The organism is Fischerella sp. PCC 9605 (assembly GCF_000517105.1).
GTDB lineage: Bacteria > Cyanobacteriota > Cyanobacteriia > Cyanobacteriales > Nostocaceae > PCC9605.
This window is the reverse complement of the sequence record NZ_KI912148.1, coordinates 2,446,969-2,467,675: the sequence shown is the minus strand read 5'-3', so window position 1 is coordinate 2,467,675 and position 20,707 is coordinate 2,446,969. Positions and strand designations below refer to the sequence as shown.

The 20,707-nt window shown below is 44.7% G+C and carries 14 protein-coding genes; 13 read left to right on the top strand and 1 reads right to left on the bottom strand.

Annotation, left to right across the window (positions count from 1 at the left end; translation table 11 throughout):
- Positions 1 to 190: 190 nt before the first annotated feature.
- The 13 genes from FIS9605_RS0113175 to FIS9605_RS0113095 all read left to right on the top strand — a co-directional run bounded on the left by FIS9605_RS0113175 (position 191) and on the right by FIS9605_RS0113095 (position 20,201).
- Positions 191 to 1,591, top strand: coding sequence for a UDP-glucose dehydrogenase family protein (locus tag FIS9605_RS0113175; protein WP_026733002.1), 1,401 nt, complete (start codon positions 191 to 193; stop codon positions 1,589 to 1,591).
- Between the two features lie 35 nt (positions 1,592 to 1,626).
- Positions 1,627 to 2,874 carry a glycosyltransferase family protein gene (locus FIS9605_RS0113170; RefSeq protein WP_026733001.1) on the top strand — a complete coding sequence of 416 codons (1,248 nt, stop codon included), beginning with the start codon at positions 1,627 to 1,629 and terminating at the stop codon, positions 2,872 to 2,874.
- Positions 2,875 to 2,956: 82 nt separating this feature from the next.
- A complete protein-coding gene (locus FIS9605_RS0113165) occupies positions 2,957 to 4,141 on the top strand; it encodes a glycosyltransferase family protein (protein WP_026733000.1) in 1,185 nt (394 codons plus the stop codon).
- A gap of 142 nt (positions 4,142 to 4,283) precedes the next feature.
- On the top strand, positions 4,284 to 5,564 hold the full coding sequence (locus tag FIS9605_RS36990) for a glycosyltransferase (RefSeq protein ID WP_051469988.1): 1,281 nt from the start codon (positions 4,284 to 4,286) through the stop codon (positions 5,562 to 5,564).
- Positions 5,565 to 5,740: 176 nt separating this feature from the next.
- A complete protein-coding gene (locus FIS9605_RS0113155) occupies positions 5,741 to 6,802 on the top strand; it encodes a glycosyltransferase family 2 protein (RefSeq protein ID WP_026732999.1) in 1,062 nt (353 codons plus the stop codon).
- Positions 6,803 to 6,995: 193 nt separating this feature from the next.
- Complete coding sequence (locus FIS9605_RS0113150; RefSeq protein WP_026732998.1) at positions 6,996 to 8,852, top strand: ABC transporter ATP-binding protein; 1,857 nt, start codon at positions 6,996 to 6,998, stop codon at positions 8,850 to 8,852.
- 87 nt (positions 8,853 to 8,939) lie between these two features.
- Positions 8,940 to 10,199 carry a histidine phosphatase family protein gene (locus FIS9605_RS36985; protein WP_051469987.1) on the top strand — a complete coding sequence of 420 codons (1,260 nt, stop codon included), beginning with the start codon at positions 8,940 to 8,942 and terminating at the stop codon, positions 10,197 to 10,199.
- Between the two features lie 99 nt (positions 10,200 to 10,298).
- Entirely contained in the window at positions 10,299 to 11,270 is a 972-nt protein-coding gene (locus FIS9605_RS0113140) for an NAD-dependent epimerase (protein WP_026732997.1), read from the top strand.
- Between the two features lie 18 nt (positions 11,271 to 11,288).
- Entirely contained in the window at positions 11,289 to 12,884 is a 1,596-nt protein-coding gene (locus tag FIS9605_RS0113135) for an iron uptake porin (RefSeq protein WP_155960413.1), read from the top strand.
- A 1,158-nt stretch (positions 12,885 to 14,042) separates the two neighbouring features.
- A complete protein-coding gene (gene atpD / locus FIS9605_RS0113110; RefSeq protein ID WP_026732993.1) occupies positions 14,043 to 15,491 on the top strand; it encodes a F0F1 ATP synthase subunit beta in 1,449 nt (482 codons plus the stop codon).
- Positions 15,492 to 15,581: 90 nt separating this feature from the next.
- On the top strand, positions 15,582 to 15,995 hold the full coding sequence (atpC, locus tag FIS9605_RS0113105; protein WP_026732992.1) for an ATP synthase F1 subunit epsilon: 414 nt from the start codon (positions 15,582 to 15,584) through the stop codon (positions 15,993 to 15,995).
- 139 nt (positions 15,996 to 16,134) lie between these two features.
- Positions 16,135 to 18,321, top strand: coding sequence for an SPFH domain-containing protein (locus FIS9605_RS0113100; protein ID WP_026732991.1), 2,187 nt, complete (start codon positions 16,135 to 16,137; stop codon positions 18,319 to 18,321).
- Between the two features lie 86 nt (positions 18,322 to 18,407).
- The gene (locus tag FIS9605_RS0113095; RefSeq protein ID WP_026732990.1) at positions 18,408 to 20,201 is read left to right on the top strand and encodes a serine/threonine-protein kinase; all 1,794 of its coding nucleotides are present in this window, start codon (positions 18,408 to 18,410) and stop codon (positions 20,199 to 20,201) included.
- An 84-nt stretch (positions 20,202 to 20,285) separates the two neighbouring features.
- On the opposite strand, the gene FIS9605_RS0113090 is transcribed toward FIS9605_RS0113095, so the two are convergent.
- Positions 20,286 to 20,591 (bottom strand): 30S ribosomal protein PSRP-3, encoded by a 306-nt coding sequence (locus FIS9605_RS0113090; protein ID WP_269321033.1) that lies wholly within the window; start codon positions 20,589 to 20,591, stop codon positions 20,286 to 20,288.
- Positions 20,592 to 20,707 lie beyond the last annotated feature (116 nt).

The window sequence follows — 20,707 nt, the reverse complement described above, 5'->3', positions numbered from 1 at the left end:
AACCAATGTACAGACGTGCCATGGCACGTCTCTACAACCACTAACATAACAACGTTTTTGATGAAAAACTTCTCATAAAACATTCACCTAGAATTCATCACTAATTGTGAAGCTATGTATAGGTGAGGAATTAATTTTATGTGTTTCTCACAGCTTCATTAGTTTTTGATCATTTTCGAGGGTTGACGCCATGCGTGTTTGTGTCATTGGTACTGGATACGTTGGCTTAGTGACTGGAGCTTGTCTGGCACAGATTGGACACAGTGTCATCTGTGTGGACAACAACGCAGCCAAAGTTTCATTAATGCAGTCTGGAAAGTCGCCCATTTTTGAACCGGGACTGGAACAAATCATGCAGTCCAATATGCAGGCGGGAAGGCTGCAATTCACTACAGATTTGGCTTTCGGTGTAGAACATGGCGAGATTTTATTTATTGCTGTTGGTACTCCAGCGTTACCCAGTGGCGAGAGTGACACTCGTTATGTAGAAGCCGTTGCTCGTGGTATTGGCAGTAACCTCAACGGTGGTTACAAAGTCATTGTCAACAAGTCTACCGTTCCGATTGGTTCTGGGGATTGGGTACAGCGCATAGTCATGGATGGTGTTGCCGATCGCCAGCAAGATATTACAGGCTTTGATGTTGTCAGTAACCCCGAATTTCTTCGAGAAGGTTCGGCAGTTTACGACACATTTTATCCCGATCGCATTGTACTGGGTAGCAATAGCCCCAAAGCGATCGCCATGATGCAAGAACTCTACACTCCAATTATCGAGCGCAAGCTTGCTACTGAGGGATCTTTACCTCCCGTGCCAGTGGTAGTCACAGACTTAGCATCCGCAGAGATGATTAAGTACGCTGCCAATGCTTTTCTGGCAACCAAGATTAGTTTTATTAACGAAATAGCCAACATCTGCGATCGCGTTGGTGCTGATGTTACTCAAATTGCCAAAGGTATTGGTTTAGACTCCCGTATTGGAGACAAGTTTCTACAAGCTGGTATTGGCTGGGGTGGCTCGTGCTTTCCGAAGGATGTTTCAGCATTAATTCATACTGCCCAAGATTACGGTTATAATGCTCAACTGCTAAAAACCACCGTCAGCGTCAACAAACGTCAACGGCTGCTGGCTGTAGAAAAACTTCAGCAAGTCCTGAAAATTCTCAAAGGCAAAACCATTGGTTTTTTGGGTTTGACCTTCAAACCCAACACAGACGACTTGCGCGATGCACCCGCACTGGATTTGCTGGAAGAATTAACTCGCTTGGGTGCTAAAGTCAAAGCTTACGATCCGATAATTTCCCAACTAGAAGCGGACGTAACTTTAGTGACTGACCCAGAACAACTGGCACAAGGCTGTGATGCATTGGTATTGATCACAGACTGGCAACAGTTCCGCAACCTTGACTATGCCAAACTCGCTGAATTGATGACCAATCCTGTAATGATTGATGGTCGCAATTTCTTAAATCCAGAAGATATGGCAAGGGCTGGTTTTTACTACGTTGGTATTGGTCGCCCAACCATAGGCAATGCTTTCCTACCAAGTTCTGTGCTACCAACCGTTACTAATGAACTCTTAGCGGTTTCTTAGTATCTCTTGCACCTGCACCAAAGAGGATATGAACGATGAGACTGCTAGTTTATTCCCATGATGCATTCGGTTTGGGCAACATTCGCAGAATGCTGGCGATTTGCGAACACCTACTAAGTGAAATAGACGATCTTTCCATTTTGCTGCTGTCTGGTTCACCGATACTACAAGGCTTTCGGCTACCCAAAGGACTTGATTACATCAAGCTTCCCTGTCTGAACCGAGGAGAAACAGGCAATGTCGCTGTCAAATACTTGGGTACAGACATCAATGAAACAGTAAAGATGCGATCGGATCTGATTTTATCGGCAGCGATTAATTATAAGCCGGATCTGGTGCTAGTAGATAAAAAGCCCTACGGCATTCAAAATGAACTTGCCCCCACTTTAGATTACTTGCAGGCAAAGTTGCCACAAACCCGCTTCGTACTGCTACTGAGAGATATTCTCGACACCCCAGAAAAAACGATCGCAGAGTGGCACAAGCATAGCTACTACGAAGCTGTAGAAAAATTCTACGATCGGGTGCTTGTAGTTGGAATGCCAGAGGTATTTAATTTGCCCAAAGAATATCAGTTTCCGGCTGCGGTTGCACAGAAAGTAGAGTTTTGTGGATATATTCGCAAACCACCAGGAGATAAGCAACGCGATACTATCCGGGAAGAGGTACAGCTAGCAACTGATGAACAACTGGTATTGGTAACGCCTGGTGGAGGTGAAGACGGTTATCAGTTAATTGATACCTATCTCACAGGACTGAAATTGCTGACAGATACACATCGCATCAAAAGCCTGATTATTTGCGGCCCGGAGATGCCAACAGAGCAAAAACAGGCATTATATCAAATAGCAAAAGCACATCCGCAGGTGCAGATCGAGGAATTTACCGATGACTTGATGAGTTATATGACAGCGGCGGATGCGGTGGTATCGATGGGTGGTTACAACACAGTGTGTGAAATTCTTTCGGCAAGAAAACCAGCTGTGGTTGTACCGCGAATCAAACCCTCCCAAGAACAATTTGTGCGATCGCAAAAAATGCAGCAACTAGGTTTGTTTAAAGCAATTCATCCTGAACATCTGACACCAACTACCTTAATACAAGAACTTCAGCAACAACTAGAAAATAATCAAGCGAATTTCACCATCGACCTAGAAGGACTACCCAGAATTACTCATCAGATTAGAAATTTGTTAGCTGATAAAATCACAAATGCTCAGTCGCAATTTATGTATTGCAAACTTACGCAACCACATTCATTAATAGCTGTTCAAAATAGTTGATGGTTCAATCTAATTGGAATTGGACCAATAAATATATAAGTAATAGGCATTAATCTAGCAGCCATAAAGAGGTATAAGCATTATGAAAAAACTCATGTTCTACTGCCAGCATATTTTGGGTATGGGTCATTTAGTTCGCAGCATGGAAATTGTGCGCGGTTTGACTAAAGACTTTCAAATTTGTTTTATTAATGGCGGTGAAGTAATTAAAGAATTTCAATTTCCTCCAGGTGTTGAAGTCATTAACCTGCCAGCCATTAAAACTGATTCAGAATTTCAAGAACTGCAAGTGGTAGATGATGCCTTTACACTGACGGAAGTACAAGAAATAAGGAAAAATCAACTTCTGTCGATTTTGGAGCAATTCCAGCCAGATATTTTAATGATTGAATTGTTTCCCTTTGGCAGAAGACGCTTCTCTTTTGAATTAATTCCTTTATTAGAAAAGGCACAATCAAGTGAACGCCCCATCAAAGTAGTTTGCAGCCTGCGGGATATTGTAGTTACCAAGCAAAATCAAGCAAGACATGAAGAAAAAGTCTGTAAACTAATCAACCAATATTTTGATTTGTTGCTGGTTCACGGCGATCCAAAATTTGTGCCCTTAGAAGAAACATTTTCTCGGGTAAGTGACCTCAATTGTGAAGTACATTACACCGGATATGTGGTACAAAAACCATCCACCAATCCTGCCCTAACGGATGAAGATAGAGAAATTCTCAACTCTGACCAACCCTTGATTGTAGTTAGTGTAGGCGGAGGCAGATTTGGTCATGAATTGCTAGATTGTGTAGTGAAATCAGCACCCTGCCTGGAGAAAAAAATACCTCACAACATCCATGTTTTCACCGGCCCATTTATGCCAGAGTCAAAATTTCACGAACTGCAAGTAATGGCAGGATATAGCAAAAAGATCCGTATTCGTCGCTTTACTCCTTACTTGCTCAGTTACATGCAAAAAGCAGATTTGTCTATCAGCATGTCTGGCTACAACACTACGTTAAATGTTTTAGTAACTGGTGTGCCAGCGATGATTCTTCCTTTTACTGGTAATAATGACCAAGAACAAACTATTAGAGCCAGAAAACTAGGTGAATTAGGAATTGTCAAGGTGATTTCACAACAAGATTTACAACCTGATGTATTTGCTTGGAAGATAATTAATTACTTACAAAATCAACCAAATAAGATTCAATTAGATTTTAAAGGTGTTGAAAAGACGGCTGCAATTTTAAGAAATCTAGCTTGGAAGCAAAATGTTGCTTAGTAGATATTTGCGTAAAAGAGTAGCTTTTTTAAAACGCAGAGGCTTACAGAGTTTTTACAAAGAGCATTCGTTACGAGTTTGCGAATTTTGTACTTAGTTTTAGCTAAAGCTGAGCTTGGATATAAATAAGGAAAAGTAAATCATGACTAAAACAAAGATTTGCATTACCACATTGGAATATCCACCAGATGTTGGCGGTGTAGGTGAGTCAGTGCATCGTATTGCCCAAATGTTAATTAATAGTGGTTATGAAATTCATGTTGCGGTTTTTCGTTCAAAGCAACGATTAGTTAGTGATGACAGCCGCAGGCGTTCCAGTTGCAAAACAATCCTTCAGGATGGGGTGTTTGTGCATCGGATTAAGTCGGCTGTGCGCGATGAAATGCAAGAAATTCAAGACTTTTTTAGTGATGTTTACTTTCAATTGAAATGTCTGCATCAAAAGTATAGTTTTGACTTGTTTCATGCCTTTTTTATGAATGAGACAGGTTATGTAACAACTCTTTTAGCAAAAGAAAATGACGTGCCAGTCATCAATAGCGTTCGCGGTGCTGACTTGCACAAACATATTTTTAATCCCAAAAATCATGCTCAGATAGCGTGGGTTTTAGAAAATTCTAATTGGGTGACGTTTGTGAGTCGAGAATTGCAGAAAAGAGCTAGTGTAATTGTTCCAAGTGTGAAGTTAAAATCTTCCGCTTTCTGGAACTCGATCGCACCTATCAATTTTGCCAAACTCCTCACCCCTCCTCTAGTTAGAGAGTTGCCGGGTATTGTTATCGGTTCTAGTGGCAGGTTCCGCGACAAGAAGGGAATAGAATTTCTCCTTGATGCCTGTGAGGAGTTGAGTCACGAAATAGATCTGTCACTGTTATTGATTGGCGATTTTGTTGAAAAAGAACGGGAATACTGGCAGCAACAAATCAAACAATGTGATTTGGGTTCTCGTCTCTGCATTACTGGTATTACCAGTCGGCAAGAAGCTTTAGCCTACCTCCCAAAATTGGATATTTTTGCTATTCCTTCACTAACTGATGGCTGTCCAAATGCACTGCTAGAAGCCATGCTAGCTGGTTGTGCGATTGTTGGAACCAAAGTAGATGCTATTGGTGAAATTCTTGAAGATGGTGTTAACGGGTTGCTAGTTAACCCCGGTAGTACCACAGAACTCAAAGCAGCACTGCGATGTTTAGCAACTCAACCACAACTGCGGCAAAAGCTGGGTGCAGCAGCAAAAACAAAAGCACAACAGCAACTTCACCCATCCGTAGAACATCAAAACTGGATCAATGTTTACCAAAAAGTTTTTACGACATGGGAATACGAAAAAGACATCGTACATCGCCTTTATGGCGACAATAATTTCTCTGCTGACAATTTTAACAGTACCTACTTTGGTACAGGCGCAAACCAAAATCAGTGACTTGCAACGCCCAAGCAGAGGAGTGGGGGAGTGGGAGATGGGGAGATGGGGTATTAACTACCAACCACTAACTACTAACCAATGTACAGACGTGCCATGGCACGTCTCTACAACCACTAACTACTAACCACTAACCAACAACAACCAACAAACAACAATCAACCACCAACAAAATTATGAACAAGCCACAAGTCACCATAGTAGTTTCCCAACGCGAACGTTTTAGCTACACTCAACAATCATTGGAAAGTATCTACGAACACACTCAGATACCTTTCTCTCTGGTTTACGTAGATGGCAATTCTCCCCCTCACATCCAACTCTATCTTGAGGAACAGGCGCGAGAGAAAGAATTCGATTTAATTCGCACTGAGTATTACCTCTCACCTAACCAAGCCCGTAATCTGGCTTTACATCAAGTTAGAACCGAGTACTTAGTGTTTATTGATAATGATGTGATTGTCGCCCCAGGTTGGCTAGACCATTTATTGCAATGTGCTGAAGAAACAAAAGCAACTGTAGTCTGTCCCCTCACCTGTATTGGCAAGCCTTTGGGGGAGACAATTCACCTGGCAGGTGGTGAAGCGCACATCGTTGTCGAAACACAAGAAAATAATGAAGTCAAACGACGTGTGCATGAAAAACACTACTTCGTAAACCGCAAAATTACTGAGGTGCGCGACCAATTGCATCGTCAACAGTGCGAGTTTGCCGAATTCCACTGTATGCTAGTCCGCACCGAAATTTTTGACCGCATCGGGCTTTTAGATGAGGAACTGTTGAGTACGCGGGAGCATATTGATTTTTGCATGACCGTAACCTATGCCGGAGGCACGATTTACTGCGAACCCGCCTCAGTTGTCACCTACGTACCAGGACTCAAGTATGAATTACCAGAACTTGCCTTCTTTATGCTGCGCTGGAGTGATGCTTGGGAAATCGCCAGTTTAGAACACTTTGCCCAAAAATGGCATCTGATGACGAACGACAAATACTTCAAAAAGCGCTACAAGCGCATGGGACACCGCCGCCATCAGGGATTCTTGAAACCACTGCTACGTCGCCTCACCTTTGGGATGAATCCACTGTGGCTAGAGAAGTGGGCAATTTCTCTAGAAAAGAAATTAAACCATTACATTACCGATCGCTATGCCCGAAAAGTTAGAAGTTCTGGCGACCTACAATTACCCCATTTCACTGCAAACAGTAATAAAACTGAGCGCGAGTTAGTCTCTTAGTTCGGCAGAAGCCTTCTGGGGGGCTGGTCTCACCGCGCTGCGCGCGTCTACACCAGTCGTACCCTGCCTTAACCGCCCTGCGGGCGTCTACATGGGGGGAACCCCCTTTGGAGCGCGCTGGTTCACCGCTGCGCGTCTATGCGTCCTTTGTCGTTCGTTTATACCTAAAACTCAAGGAGGAAGATAAATCAAAATGGCGCGTCCCGATCGCAAAAATTTGAGGGCAGCCTTGCCAGGAATAGTACGGATTTTGCGGCGGTTCTCACCGCAGATCCAGAAACAGAAGTTCCTGCTAATAGTCTCCTTTGCCGCACTAATGGCAGAAATTTTCTTGCACTTACTAGAACCCTGGCCCCTGAAGTTCATTTTTGACTACATCCTTCTACCTGGTTTTAGAACCAAGCCTTTTGGCATACCCTTCATTGACGGACTCAGCCCATTTGCCTTGCTGACAGCCTTGACAGTAGGATTAGTAGCGATCGCTGCACTCCGCGCGACTGCTGCTTACTTCAGCGTTGTTGGCATGTCCCTAGCAGCAACCAATGTCCTCACCGAAATTCGCGCCGATCTCTACAGCCACCTCCAGCGCCTCTCCCTATCTTTCCATCACAAGGCTAAAAGTGGCGACCTGATCACCCGCGTTACCTCTGACATTGATCGAATGCGGGAAGTGACGGTAATGGCAGTTATGCCCCTACTTGCCCACTCTTTCACTTTAGTCGGCATGATTGCCGTCATGTTCTGGCTGCATTGGGAACTCGCACTGATAGCCATTGCTGTGTTTCCCTTATTCATATTTTCCACGATACGCCTGACCAAACGCATTCGGCAGGTCGTACGCCAGCAGCGCCAACGCGAGGGAGCAATGGCTGCAACTGCGGCAGAATCTATCGGTGCGATCAAGATTGTGCAGGCGCTTTCCCTACAAGATATGCTGGAGGATTCCTTTTTCAGCCACAACCGCCAAAGCTTAAAAGACAGTGCCAAAGCACAACGACTAGCAGCAGGTCTAGAACGGATGGTGGAACTGCTTGTGGGGATTTCTGTTGCCTTAGTTTTATGGCGAGGAGTGCAGCTGGTGTTGGTGCGGTCTCTCACTCCAGGGGATTTGTTGGTATTTGTCAACTATCTGCGGATTGCCTTTAAACCGATGCGGCAACTCGCCAAGTATACTGGGCAAATTGCCAAAGCTACCGCTTCTGGCGAACGTATCTTAGACGTGCTGGACACCGTACCCGACATTCGCGATGCACGCGGGGCAAAGGATGCGCCACCTTTGCAGGGATATGTACAGTTTGAAAATGTTTCCTTTGCCTACGAACCAAAAAAAGGTATATTAAGACACTTTACTTTTGAGGTACATCCTGGTCAGCACGTCGCCTTGGTGGGACCCTCGGGGGGCGGTAAATCTACTTTGGTGAGTTTGCTGTTGCGTCTCTATGACCCAGTAGAAGGGAGAATTTTAGTGGATGGACACGACTTGCGGGGGTACAAACTTCAATCTTTGCGGCGACAAATCAGCGTTGTCTTGCAAGATAGTATTCTCTTTGCAACCAGTGTAAGAGATAACATTGCATACGGTAGTTTGGGAGCTTCCGATCGAGAAATTGAACAAGCTGCCCGTCTGGCAAATGCCCACGATTTTATTATGGCAATGCCAGAAGGCTACGACACTATCCTTGGTGAACGGGGGGCAACTCTGTCTGGCGGACAAAGACAAAGAATTGCGATCGCTCGTGCGGCTGTGCGTCAAGCTCCCATAGTCATTTTAGATGAACCTACGACAGGTTTAGACAAAGAAAACGAACACGCTGTCAACGAAGCACTAGAACGCTTGACCAAGGGACGCACCACCTTTTTAATTTCCCATAACCTCAAACCAGTTGTCCAAGCTGATTTTATTCTTTACATCGAAGGCGGACAGATTTTAGAACAAGGTACTCACGCCGAACTGATACGCTTAGGCGGACGGTATGCGGCAATGTATGCTTTGCAGTCTGCGATCGGCGAAGATTCCCGCGAGGATGATGCTTATGTGGTTAGTGGTTAGTGGTTGTAGAGACGTGCCATGGCACGTCTGTACATTGGTTAGTAGTTAGTGGTTAGTGGGTAGTAGTTAATAGTTCATAAAAAAACCATGAACAAACAACAACCAACAACCAACCCTCCGGGTTCGCAGTCGCTCATGGGGGGAACCCCCAAGACCGCGCTGGCTCACAAACAACTTCGCGTCATCTTAGTACGTCACGGTCAAAGTACATACAACGCCCAAAAACGATATCAGGGCAGTTGTGATGACTCTGTTTTGACTGACAAAGGCCATCAGTCTGCCTACCAAACTGGCGTAGCCTTAAAAACCTATTCTGTAGATGCAATTTATACTAGCCCTTTACGACGCACTCAAGAGACTGCTAAGGATATTTTGCAGGCATTCGCCAAAGACATACCCTTACAAACTCATCCCTGTTTGCAAGAAATCAGTATGCCTGGGTGGGAGAGTTTATCTTTTGAATATGTACGCGAGCATTTTGTTGAAGAGTATCGTTGCTGGAAAGAAAAACCTCATGAGTTTGCATTCATAGATTCGTCATTTGTTACTAGTCATTTGTTATTGGCAAAAGCTACAACTTCCTTACAAATAAAAGATAATAAACCACCAAGAACAAAACAGTTTTTTCCAGTATTGGATTTGTATGAAAAAGCTGGCCGATTTTGGCAAGAGATTTTACCGCGTCATGCAGGGCAAACTGTACTGATAGTGAGCCATGCTGGGACGATTCGTGCCTTAATCGGTACTGCGATCGCACTCTCACCCGCACGCTACCATACTCTCCAGCAATCTAATTGCGGCGTTAGCATCCTCAAATTTTCTCACCCTTTTGATCAATCGGCAAAGCTAGAAGCAATGAACTTCACTACCCATTTAGGAGAAGTTTTACCGAAACTTAAAGAAGGCAAACATGGTCTGCGTCTATTGTTAGTACCATCTTCGGGAGCAAATCCGAATTCTATCGAGAAACTCGCGGTGTTTCTTCACAAAGAGGCGATCGCTTTTTGCATTAGTACTGACTTTGACAAAAACCAACATATTGCTGAAAAAATTCTTCAGTACCACCCAAGCACTGTTCACCTGCAAACATTGCGGCTAGACTTCCCTCGGCTTTGGCAACAAACCATTCAATCTTGTAGCATCGACTCTACCAGTCTCACCACAGGATTGGTAGTTGCTGATGATACGATCATCCAACAGATGTTGGGTCAAGTCCTGGAGCTGTCAGCAGACCAACAGGAGAATTTACAACTAATCTCTGGAACCATGAGTATTGTTCACTATCCTGTTGCTCATCGCAAACCTGTGCTTCAGGCGTTGAATATTTCTAGTACTGAGTTACATTAAAATTTTGTTGTTTGTTGGTTGTTGGTGGTTGGTTGTGATTGGAACAAACACCAAACACCAAACAACTAACACCAAACAACTAACACCAAACAACTAACAATGAAAGTACTGGTCACTGGAGTTGCTGGCTTTATAGGATTTCATCTCGCGCAACGTCTTCTAGCAGAAGGGGTGTACGTCTATGGCATCGATAATTTAAGCGACTACTACGATGTCAATCTGAAAAAAGCACGGTTGGCAGAGTTACAACCGCAGTCGAAATTTACCTTTCAGTTGTTGGAATTGAGCGATCGCCCCAGCACTGCCAAACTCTTTCAAGACCACACCTTTGATTGCGTGATTCACTTAGCAGCGCAAGCAGGAGTGCGCTATTCACTACAAAACCCCTTTGCCTACGTAGATAGCAATCTTTCAGGTTTTGCCAACGTGCTGGAAGGTTGTCGTCACAGCCAAGTCGGTCATTTAGTGTTTGCTTCTTCCAGTTCTGTTTATGGCGCGAATACGAAAGTACCCTTTGCCACTAGTGACAAAGTAGACAATCCGATTTCACTCTACGCTGCCACAAAAAAGTCAAACGAATTAATGGCTCATGCCTACAGCCATCTGTATAATCTGCCAACTACAGGGTTGCGTTTCTTTACAGTGTACGGCCCTTGGGGACGCCCGGACATGGCATACTTCAAATTTGTGCAAGCAATCTATAAAGATCAGCCCATTGATGTTTACAACTTTGGGAAGATGCAGCGGGACTTTACCTATATTGATGATGTGGTTGAAGGGCTGGTTCGGGTAATGCACAAGCCACCTCAAAAACAATCTGTTGCTCCTTACAAGCTTTATAACATTGGTAATAACAATCCAGTAGAGTTAATCAGGTTTATTGAAGTGATTGAACAAGCTTTGGGCAAGCAAGCCAAAAAGAACTTGCTACCCATGCAACCGGGGGATGTTCTCAGCACTTACGCGGACATAGATGATTTAATGCAAGATGTGGGTTTTAAACCAATAACACCTATTGAGGAGGGTATTCAGTGTTTCGTTAAGTGGTATAGAGATTATTACGGTCACTGAAAAAATAGTTTGCTGTGGATGAAAAATCAATGGAAAGCACAATTAGTCTGCAATTTTTGCCATGTGAGCTTGTTTGCTCTCACAATTATCTTTTCACTCTCAGAGAGGGCTTTTGGTAACAAAGTTCTCCCTTACTCCTCCTCTGTTCTCACAATCTCAAACTCCAGCCAACCCTCCGTTAATGTAAATGCTGTATCTGACTTAGCAGATATTCAACCGAGTGACTGGGCTTTTCATGCTTTGAAATCTTTAATAGATCGCTACGATGTTACAGGTTATGCTCATGCCACCTTTAGTGGCGATCGAAGCATGACTCGCTATGAATTTGCTGCCAGTCTTGCTGCTACCATCTACCAAATCAATCAACTGATCGACACAGAAAAATCTAACTCGGTCAGCCGGGAGGATCTAGAAACGATCAAACGTTTGCAAGCGGAATTTGTCTACGAGTTAGGCATTATACAAGGACGATTAGACAACTTGCAAACCCGCGTCTCTACAATACAATCATTTTCTACGACTACTAAACTTGAGGGAGAAGTTCTTTTTGCCCTGACTGGAGTTAGCAACGGTGACAAAGCTGATGACTCAGGCGATGCCATCGATAATAATCTTACCTTTGGTAGCCGAGCACGTCTAACCTTCGATACTAGTTTCACTGGCAAAGACCGCCTCAGAACTCGCTTGCAAACTACCAATCTTCCAAAAATAGATGATGCGACGGGAACTGATATGGCTCGTTTAGCCTTCCAGGGCAACGACGATCATGAGGTAGGACTGAGTGTCTTAGAGTATCGTTTTCCGGTAGGAGAGCAAGCTCTTGTTTATCTCATAGCAGAAGGTGGCGACCTTGACGACTTTTTTGCTACTACCCTTAATTCCTTTTTTAGCGGCAGTGGTGATGGCTCTATTTCCCGCTTTACCCAGCGCAACCCCGTTTCCCGACAGGGAGGAGGCGCAGGAGTAGGAGTAGTCTATGATATCACTGACTCCTGGGGCTTAAGTTTGGGTTATGTAACTGACGATGTTGATGAACCAGAAACTGGATTTGGTAAAGCAGCATACGGAGCGATCGCCCAACTAAGTCTCGAACCCAATGATGATGTCGGTTTTGCGATTACCTACATCCACTCCTACAACAGCCTCGATACGGGAACAGGTAGCCGCCGCGCCAACGATCCGTTTAATGACGAAAGCGATGCCATAAGTGCAGATTCCTTTGGCTTAGAAACAGCGATCGCGTTTAACCCCAAGCTTTATCTGACTGGTTGGGTGGGCTTTACCCGTGCTACAGCAAAGGATCTGCCAAATCATCCGACGGCGAGTATTTTTAATTGGGCGCTGACTTTAGCTTTGGTCGATTTAGGTCAAGAAGGAAGCGTTGGCGGAATTGCCATTGGTCAACCACCCAAAGTTACTAGTAATGACTTTGAAGTTGCAGGTCAGACGTACGAAGATCGGGACACATCTGTGCATCTAGAAGCCTTCTGGCGCTTCCAGGCAAACGAGAATCTCGCCATTACACCGGGAGTGCTGGTGATTACAAACCCAGAATACGAACGCGACAACAGCACTATCGTTGTTGGTACAATTCGGACAACTTTGAGCTTTTGAATCTAATTTTTTTGCATTACTTTGCGAAATTGCCTGTAGACTAAGTGTATTTCATAAATAAGTGAAATGGCATGGCTTTGCTCTCTCTGCTGCTCTGCGGAGAGGGCTGTTTTTTAGCTTGCTCAAATGACAATAATGTGTATGCTCAGTTTGTCACTAGCACCTTTATCGTGATTTTCGGTTTGAGTTTCACAGGGCTTAACTTCATTCTACTTTGAGAATGAGAATATACTGACTAGCTAGCGATCGCTCATTTAAATCTTCAACCGCGATCGCCAATTTGCAACCCAAATGCACCTGATATAACTGAGCCATTATTGAGTTTGCGTGGAGTACTTACCTCTTCAATTAAATCTTGTCCTCCGCTACCTAAGATATTGTGATAGAAGTTTCGATCCCAAAGTAGTAAATCTTCGATCGTTGTGTAAAGCTGTCCGTCTCCACAGAAATCGTGAAAAGATATATCGATTTGGAAACCACCTCCATCTTTTGGAGCAGGGTGCTTACTACAGATTTCCTTAGCCTGTCATAATCTTTGTGGCAGACTACTAGTTGAAAAATCGTGATTTTGGGCTTGAGCTTCATTCAACTATAATCTGGTTCTTCTTGTTTACCGCACAGAATGAATCTACTACAAAAACGAACCTGGATTGCTTGGCAGGCGTCGGCTGCCACCAACTCCCCCCTCTACAGGGATTATCATTCTTATTTTGGTTCCTACCTAATTTTCTGAAACTCCCGTATGATGGAGTGTTAGGGAATTCCACCTTGAGCATCAATCTTTTAATATTCAGATGCGTTTGCTCTGACCAGTGCCCAAACCTTCCACTTTTTTAGGGTTGTTAGCCTTCTGTGAAGTTGGCGCTAATTCCCTCCAAAAGCTCAAATTGTAATAGCAAGCCCCAGCTAAAACCTAGAATTTATCCTCAACTTCTCTAGCTACTTTGTCTGCATCAGCAAGATACAGCAGTTTTTTCAAATTTATCGCTGCCCTCAACTTTCCGATCATAACTTACTCGCCACTGTTGAAACCTCAAACTTAAGATTCAATTTATGCCGACTAGTGGCGTCGTTCAGTGCTACTCTTGAAGATGAAATTGCTTAATCTTAAGTCTCTTACGGCCCTATCTGAAATATAGCTTCAATAATAGACTCAGCATGGTCACCACTGCAGAAAAAACAAACATTGGTTACATTACCCAAATCATTGGTCCGGTTGTAGACGTGAAATTCCCCAGTGGGAAGATGCCACCAATCTACAATGCTTTGAGCGTCACAGGCACCAACGAAGCCGGACAACAAGTCTCGGTTACTTGCGAAGTACAGCAACTGCTTGGTGATAACCAGGTGCGGGCTGTTGCTATGACTACTACCGATGGCTTAGTACGCGGTATGGAAGCTGCCGATACTGGCGCTCCTATTAGCGTGCCTGTTGGTAAAGTCACGCTGGGTCGAATTTTCAACGTCCTTGGCGAACCCGTAGACAATAGGGGACCTGTCAATGCTGAGGAAAAGTTCCCCATCCACCGTCCTGCTCCCAAACTCACGGAACTGGAAACCACCCCTTCCGTATTTGAGACTGGAATTAAGGTTGTTGACTTGCTGACTCCCTACCGTCGTGGCGGTAAGATTGGTCTGTTTGGTGGTGCAGGGGTTGGCAAAACCGTGATCATGATGGAGTTGATCAACAACATCGCTACTGAACACGGCGGTGTGTCGGTATTTGCTGGTGTGGGTGAGCGCACCCGCGAGGGCAATGACCTCTACAATGAAATGATTGAATCTGGAGTAATCAACAAGGACAACCTCAACGAGTCCAAGATTGCTCTGGTTTACGGTCAGATGAATGAACCACCCGGAGCGAGAATGCGCGTGGGTCTGTCTGGCTTGACAATGGCAGAGTACTTCCGGGATGTCAACAAGCAGGACGTACTGCTGTTTATCGATAACATCTTCCGGTTCGTACAAGCTGGTTCGGAAGTGTCCGCGCTGTTAGGACGGATGCCTTCAGCGGTAGGATATCAGCCAACCCTGGGTACAGAGGTGGGTGAATTGCAAGAGCGCATCACCTCCACCAACGAAGGTTCCATTACCTCTATCCAAGCAGTATACGTTCCAGCGGACGACTTGACTGACCCCGCACCCGCTACCACCTTCGCTCACTTGGATGGAACCACCGTGTTGTCTCGCGGTTTGGCAGCTAAGGGAATTTATCCAGCGGTAGACCCCCTAGGTTCCACTTCCACCATGTTGCAGCCGGGGATTGTTGGTGACGATCACTACAACACCGCTCGGGCTGTACAAGCAACTCTACAGCGTTATAAGGAACTGCAAGACATTATCGCCATTCTCGGTTTGGATGAATTGTCTGAAGATGACCGTCTGACTGTGGCTCGTGCCCGGAAGATCGAGCGCTTCTTGTCTCAGCCATTCTTCGTAGCAGAAGTATTCACCGGCTCCCCTGGTAAATATGTGAAGTTGGAAGATACCATCAAAGGCTTTAAGATGATTCTGTCTGGTGAGTTGGATGACCTGCCAGAACAGGCATTCTACATGGTCGGTGGCATTGACGAAGCCATTGCTAAAGCTGAAAAAATGAAAGGGTAATTAGTTAGTGGTTAGTGGTTAGTGGTTAGTGGTAAGAGCTACTAACAACTAACAACTAACTACTAACAACTAACTACTAACAAAGGACAAATGACATTAACCGTTCGTGTAATTTCCCCAGATAAAACAGTGTGGGATGCTCCCGCTGAAGAAATCATTTTGCCCAGCACCACTGGTCAGCTAGGTATCCTCACCGGACACGCACCTCTGTTGACTGCTTTGGATACGGGCGTGATGCGAGTACGTGCCGCTAAAAATCAAGCCTGGACACCGATCGCTTTGATGGGAGGCTTTGCTGAAGTCGAAGCAGACGAAGTCACCATTCTGGTAAACGGCGCTGAACGTGGCGACAAAATTGACCTTGAGGAAGCCCGTGCTGCTTTTAATGAAGCACAAACCCGTTTAAATCAGGTAGCAGCAGGCGATCGCCAAGCTCAAATTCAAGCTAACCAAGCCTTCAAACGCGCCCGCGCTCGTTTTCAAGCCGCTGGCGGTATGGTATAATTAATAACCCGGTTTCTTGGAGAGACCGGGTTATTGCTGAAGTATTAATTTTTATAAAAATTAGAACAAGTTTAAGAAATAAGGGGAATTCTTGGGGAAGTTATACGTTAGATAATTAGTTGCCCAGAGGGGCAAAAATATGAAATTCTCACAACATTCCTCAAGCAGGAATAAGCAACATAATATACTTCGCTTCGCAGCATCTGCGATCGCAACATTGGCGCTAGCTGGTAGCATTCATACTGCTAGCGCCAATCCTATTAAAAAAGCTACTACACAAGAAATCGCTTCAGTACCAACTCAAATTCAGCAGACACAACCAGCGATCGCCCAAATTCCCATGTCACCTTGGGGACTCATCCCCGTTATTGTTGTAGGTGGTTTAGCGATCTTTGTCCCTCTGTTTTTCGGAGGACTAGTCGTGATTGGCGAACGGGAAGTTGGGATTGTAGTTAAAAAATTTGTGATTTCAGGACGCGGACTCCCAGCCGGACGGTTGATAGCCATGAACGGCGAAGCGGGTTTGCAGGCTGATACTCTCGCTCCTGGCTGGCACTGGGGCTATTGGCCTTGGCAGTACTCGGTAAAAAAAGAGTCAGTGGTGGTTGTTCCCCAAGGTGAAATTGCCCTGCTTGTAGCGGAAGATGGCGCACATATCCCGCCAGAGCGCATTTTAGGTAAAGTTGTAGAATGTGACAATTTCCAAGATGCCCGCAAATTCCTCAGTAATGGTGGGGAAAAAGGGCGGCAAATGGGTTTTCTCACAGCTGGTACTTACCGCATCAACACCGCTTTGTTTAAGGTAATCACTGTCGCAAACGCTAGCAAACATGGCATGAGTCCAGAATATTTGCGGGTGTACCATGTTGCAGGTGACAAAGTAGGTATCGTCACTACCCTAGATGGTCTCCCCATCCCCGGCGGTGAAATTGCAGGCCCCATTATTGCCGCACACGACAACTTCCAGAACGGACAGAGATTTATTGATGGTGGTGGGCGTCGGGGTTTACAAGAACAGATTTTGCTTTCTGGTTCTTGGAACCTGAATCCCTGGTTTGTCCAGGTTGAGCAAGTGCCGATGACAGAAATTCCCATTGGCTATGTGGGTGTGGTGATTTCTTTTGTTGGCAAGGCCCACGAAGATGTTAGCGGTGCAGCTTTTACCCACGGTAACTTAGTTAATTCTGGACATAAAGGTGTCTGGGTTGAACCGCTATATCCAGGCAAGCACCCAATTAACACTCGTGTCATGAAGATTGAACTGGTGCCAACAACCAATATAGTTTTAAACTGGTCTGGTCGCACCGAACGTCACAACTATGACGCGAAACTTGGCTCTTTGACAGTGCGCTCAAGAGACGGGTTTGCTTTCGATTTAGAAGTCGCCCAAATAATTCACGTCGGTGCTTTGGATGCTCCCAAGGTGATTTCCCGTGTTGGTGCAATGCAGAATTTAGTAGACCATGTGTTAGAACCAACGATTGGAAATTATTTCCGCAACTCAGCGCAAGATTATACTGTATTGGACTTTTTGAGCGCCCGCAGTGAACGGCAAGCAGAAGCCGCCGATTATATTAGAGTAGCGCTACGAGCTTATGACGTACAGGCGATTGACACACTCATTGGTGACATTCAACCGCCAGCAACGCTGATGCAAACACAAACAGACCGAAAAATTGCTGAAGAACAGCGCAAGACTTTTGAAGTGCAGCAACAGGCGCAAACCCAAAGGCAGCAATTGGTAAGAGAAACAGCTTTGGCAGATATTCAGCAAGATATGGTGAAATCTGAGCAGGGTGTGATGATCGCTGAGTTGAAAGCAAAAGCAGACATTCAGCAAGAAGCGGTGAGATCGGAGCAAGGCGTGAAAATTGCCGAACTCAAAGCGAATGCCAAAGTCAAGGAAATGACTGGTGAAGCCGAGGCAATCCGGTTAAGAGCAAATGCTGAAGCTGAATCTCTACGACTGAAAAGCATTGCCGAAGCCGAAGCTATCCGCGCCACAGGTAACGCCAAAGCAGAAACCTACCGTACAGGTGTAGAAGCCTTGGGGACACAAGGTTATACAGCGATGCAGCTGATGCAAATAATTGGCGATCGCCACGTCCGTCTCATTCCAGATGTGTTAGTCGGTGGTAATAACGGCAGCACCAATGGCTTGGTAGATGGGCTACTTTCCATGATTTTGTGGAATCAAACAGCTAAGTCAGGTGAGGTGATATCGCCATTGCATGTAAAATCAACCGAACCACGAGCAAATCAACAAGATGGTACTGCACCTACAGTTGTTGATTTTCCATTGGATGGTAACGTTTCGGGTAGTTAGTTGTTTGTTGTTAGTTGTTGGTTGTTGGGAATAAACAACTAACAACTACCAACCACCAACAATCACCATAAAAAATACATTTATTCATGTCGGTTTACCTAAAAGAACGTTACCGCTTAATCAAACAGATTGGTAAAGGGGGATATTGCCAAACCTTTCTCGCCATAGATGAAGGACAATTTCCTCCCATTCCTTGTGTTGTGCAAAAACTCCCGCAGCAAAAGCAGACACTAGAAGCGTTTGTACAAAAAGCACAACGACTTGAGGAATTAGGTAAGCATCCACAAATTCCTACCTTACTGGCATATTTTGCAGAAAATCTCCATTTTTATTTGGTGCATGAGTTTATAGAGGGTAAGAATTTGTCTACCCTGTTAGAAGAACAAGGAGTCTTCAGCGAAACTCAAATTTGGCATCTTTTAGAGAGTTTGTTGCCTGTTCTCAACTTTATTAGCGATCGCAATATCATTCACTGTGATATCAAACCTGAAAACATTATTTTGAGATCCCCCCCGCCTACGGCACCCCCCATTATTAAGGGGGGGTTAGGGGGGGATCTCGTCTTAGTCGATTTCGGTGCAGCAAAACTTTTACCAGAATATGAGCAGCTAATAGGTGAAAAAAATACAGGTAGTCCAGAATATGCTGCACCAGAACAAACTCAGGGAAAACCAATATTTGCCAGTGACCTATACAGTTTAGGTGTAACTTGCATTCACTTACTAACTCATATTTCTAGCTTTGATTTATTTGATATTGCCAACAATTGCTGGGTTTGGCAGCAGTATCTTACCACCAAAATCAGCGATCGCTTAAGTAAAATCATCAACAAGCTTATAGAAAAAGCTACCAGCCCTCGCTTTCAATCAGCCGATGAAGTCATGCAAGCAATAGGCATCCATTCTCTATTACCTTTGTCCCCTTCACCCTTCCCTACTCTCCAGTGGCATTGCTTGCATACCTTAATAGGATCTCCTGGTGCATTGAGTAGTGTAAATTCAATTGCCATCAGTCCTGACGGTCAGATTTTAGCCAGTGGTCACGATGACAAAACAATTAAATTGTGGGATCTAAACACCACAAAACTGATATGTACCTTAGCCGGACATTCTCAAGCTGTGAAATCAGTTGCTTTCAGTCCGGATGGGAAAACTTTGGCAACGGCTAGCGATGATAAAACTATTAAATTGTGGAATCTGAATACATTCGAGGAAATCTGCACTCTCTTTGGACACTCGAATGCTGTCAAATCAGTTGTCTTTAGTCCTGATGTAGGAATACTTGCCAGTGGCAGTTGGGATAAAACCATTAAACTTTGGGATGTTGAGACAGGCAAAGAAATTTGTACACTAACCGGACACCAATTACAGGTGAGCGCAGTTGCGTTTAGTTCCCAAGGTAAACTACTGGCCAGTGCTAGTTTTGACAGAACAATTCGCTTGTGGGATTTATCTCCACTTCACACAGAGGTAGGAAGAAAATTTAAAAACTGCCCATGCTACAGCCTTTTAGGTCATGCATGGGCAGTTTTGACAGTCGCTTTTAGTCCCGATGGTAACATCTTGGCGACTGGTAGCGATGATAACACTATAAAATTGTGGCAGGTAAATACTGGTCAGATAATTAGCACGCTACTAGGTCATTCTTGGTCTGTGCTAGCAGTGGCTTTTAGCCCCAATGGGGAAACGCTGATCAGTGGCAGTAGAGACAACACCGTCAAGCTTTGGAAAGTCAGTACAACAGAAGAAATTGCTACTCTTACTAGTCATGTAGATTCAGTATCTGCCGTTGCTGTTAACCCTGTTGCACAACTGATTGCTAGTGGCAGCAGGGATAAAACTATCAAGCTATGGCAGCTTGTACAACAGCAGGTTAGTTAAGTAGTCGGGAGTCAATAGTCAATAGTTAATTTACTCTGGATTTTTGACTTTTGACTTTTGACTTTTGACTTCCGCATAGCGGTTCTAGGCGCTACCTGTAAAAGCAACATCGGGGAATTTACCTTGCGCTTCAGACATCGGACGGTTTCTACCTTCCTCTTGCCAGTAGTTGATAACTTCGGTAGCTTTATTGAGTAACTCCACCCGATCTACTTCACTAATCCAGTGTTTTGACTCAAGCTCTTTTTTTAATTCTTCCCAGGCATCGTTTCTGGGCCAGAAAAAGTACTTAGTCAAAGGACTAGTACCTTTGCCTACTACCTGATCGACCGCCAGAGCGACGTTCTCGTCTAACCACAATATTTTCAAAATAAATTTGGACAATCGCACCTCCGGGAAATTTCCGGGCAATACTTACTAATGACAGCGATCGCTTATTTTAACGTAATCCTGCCCAGGTGAACAAATTAAGGAATAGGGAGATGGGGAGAACCGGAGGTGGGGAG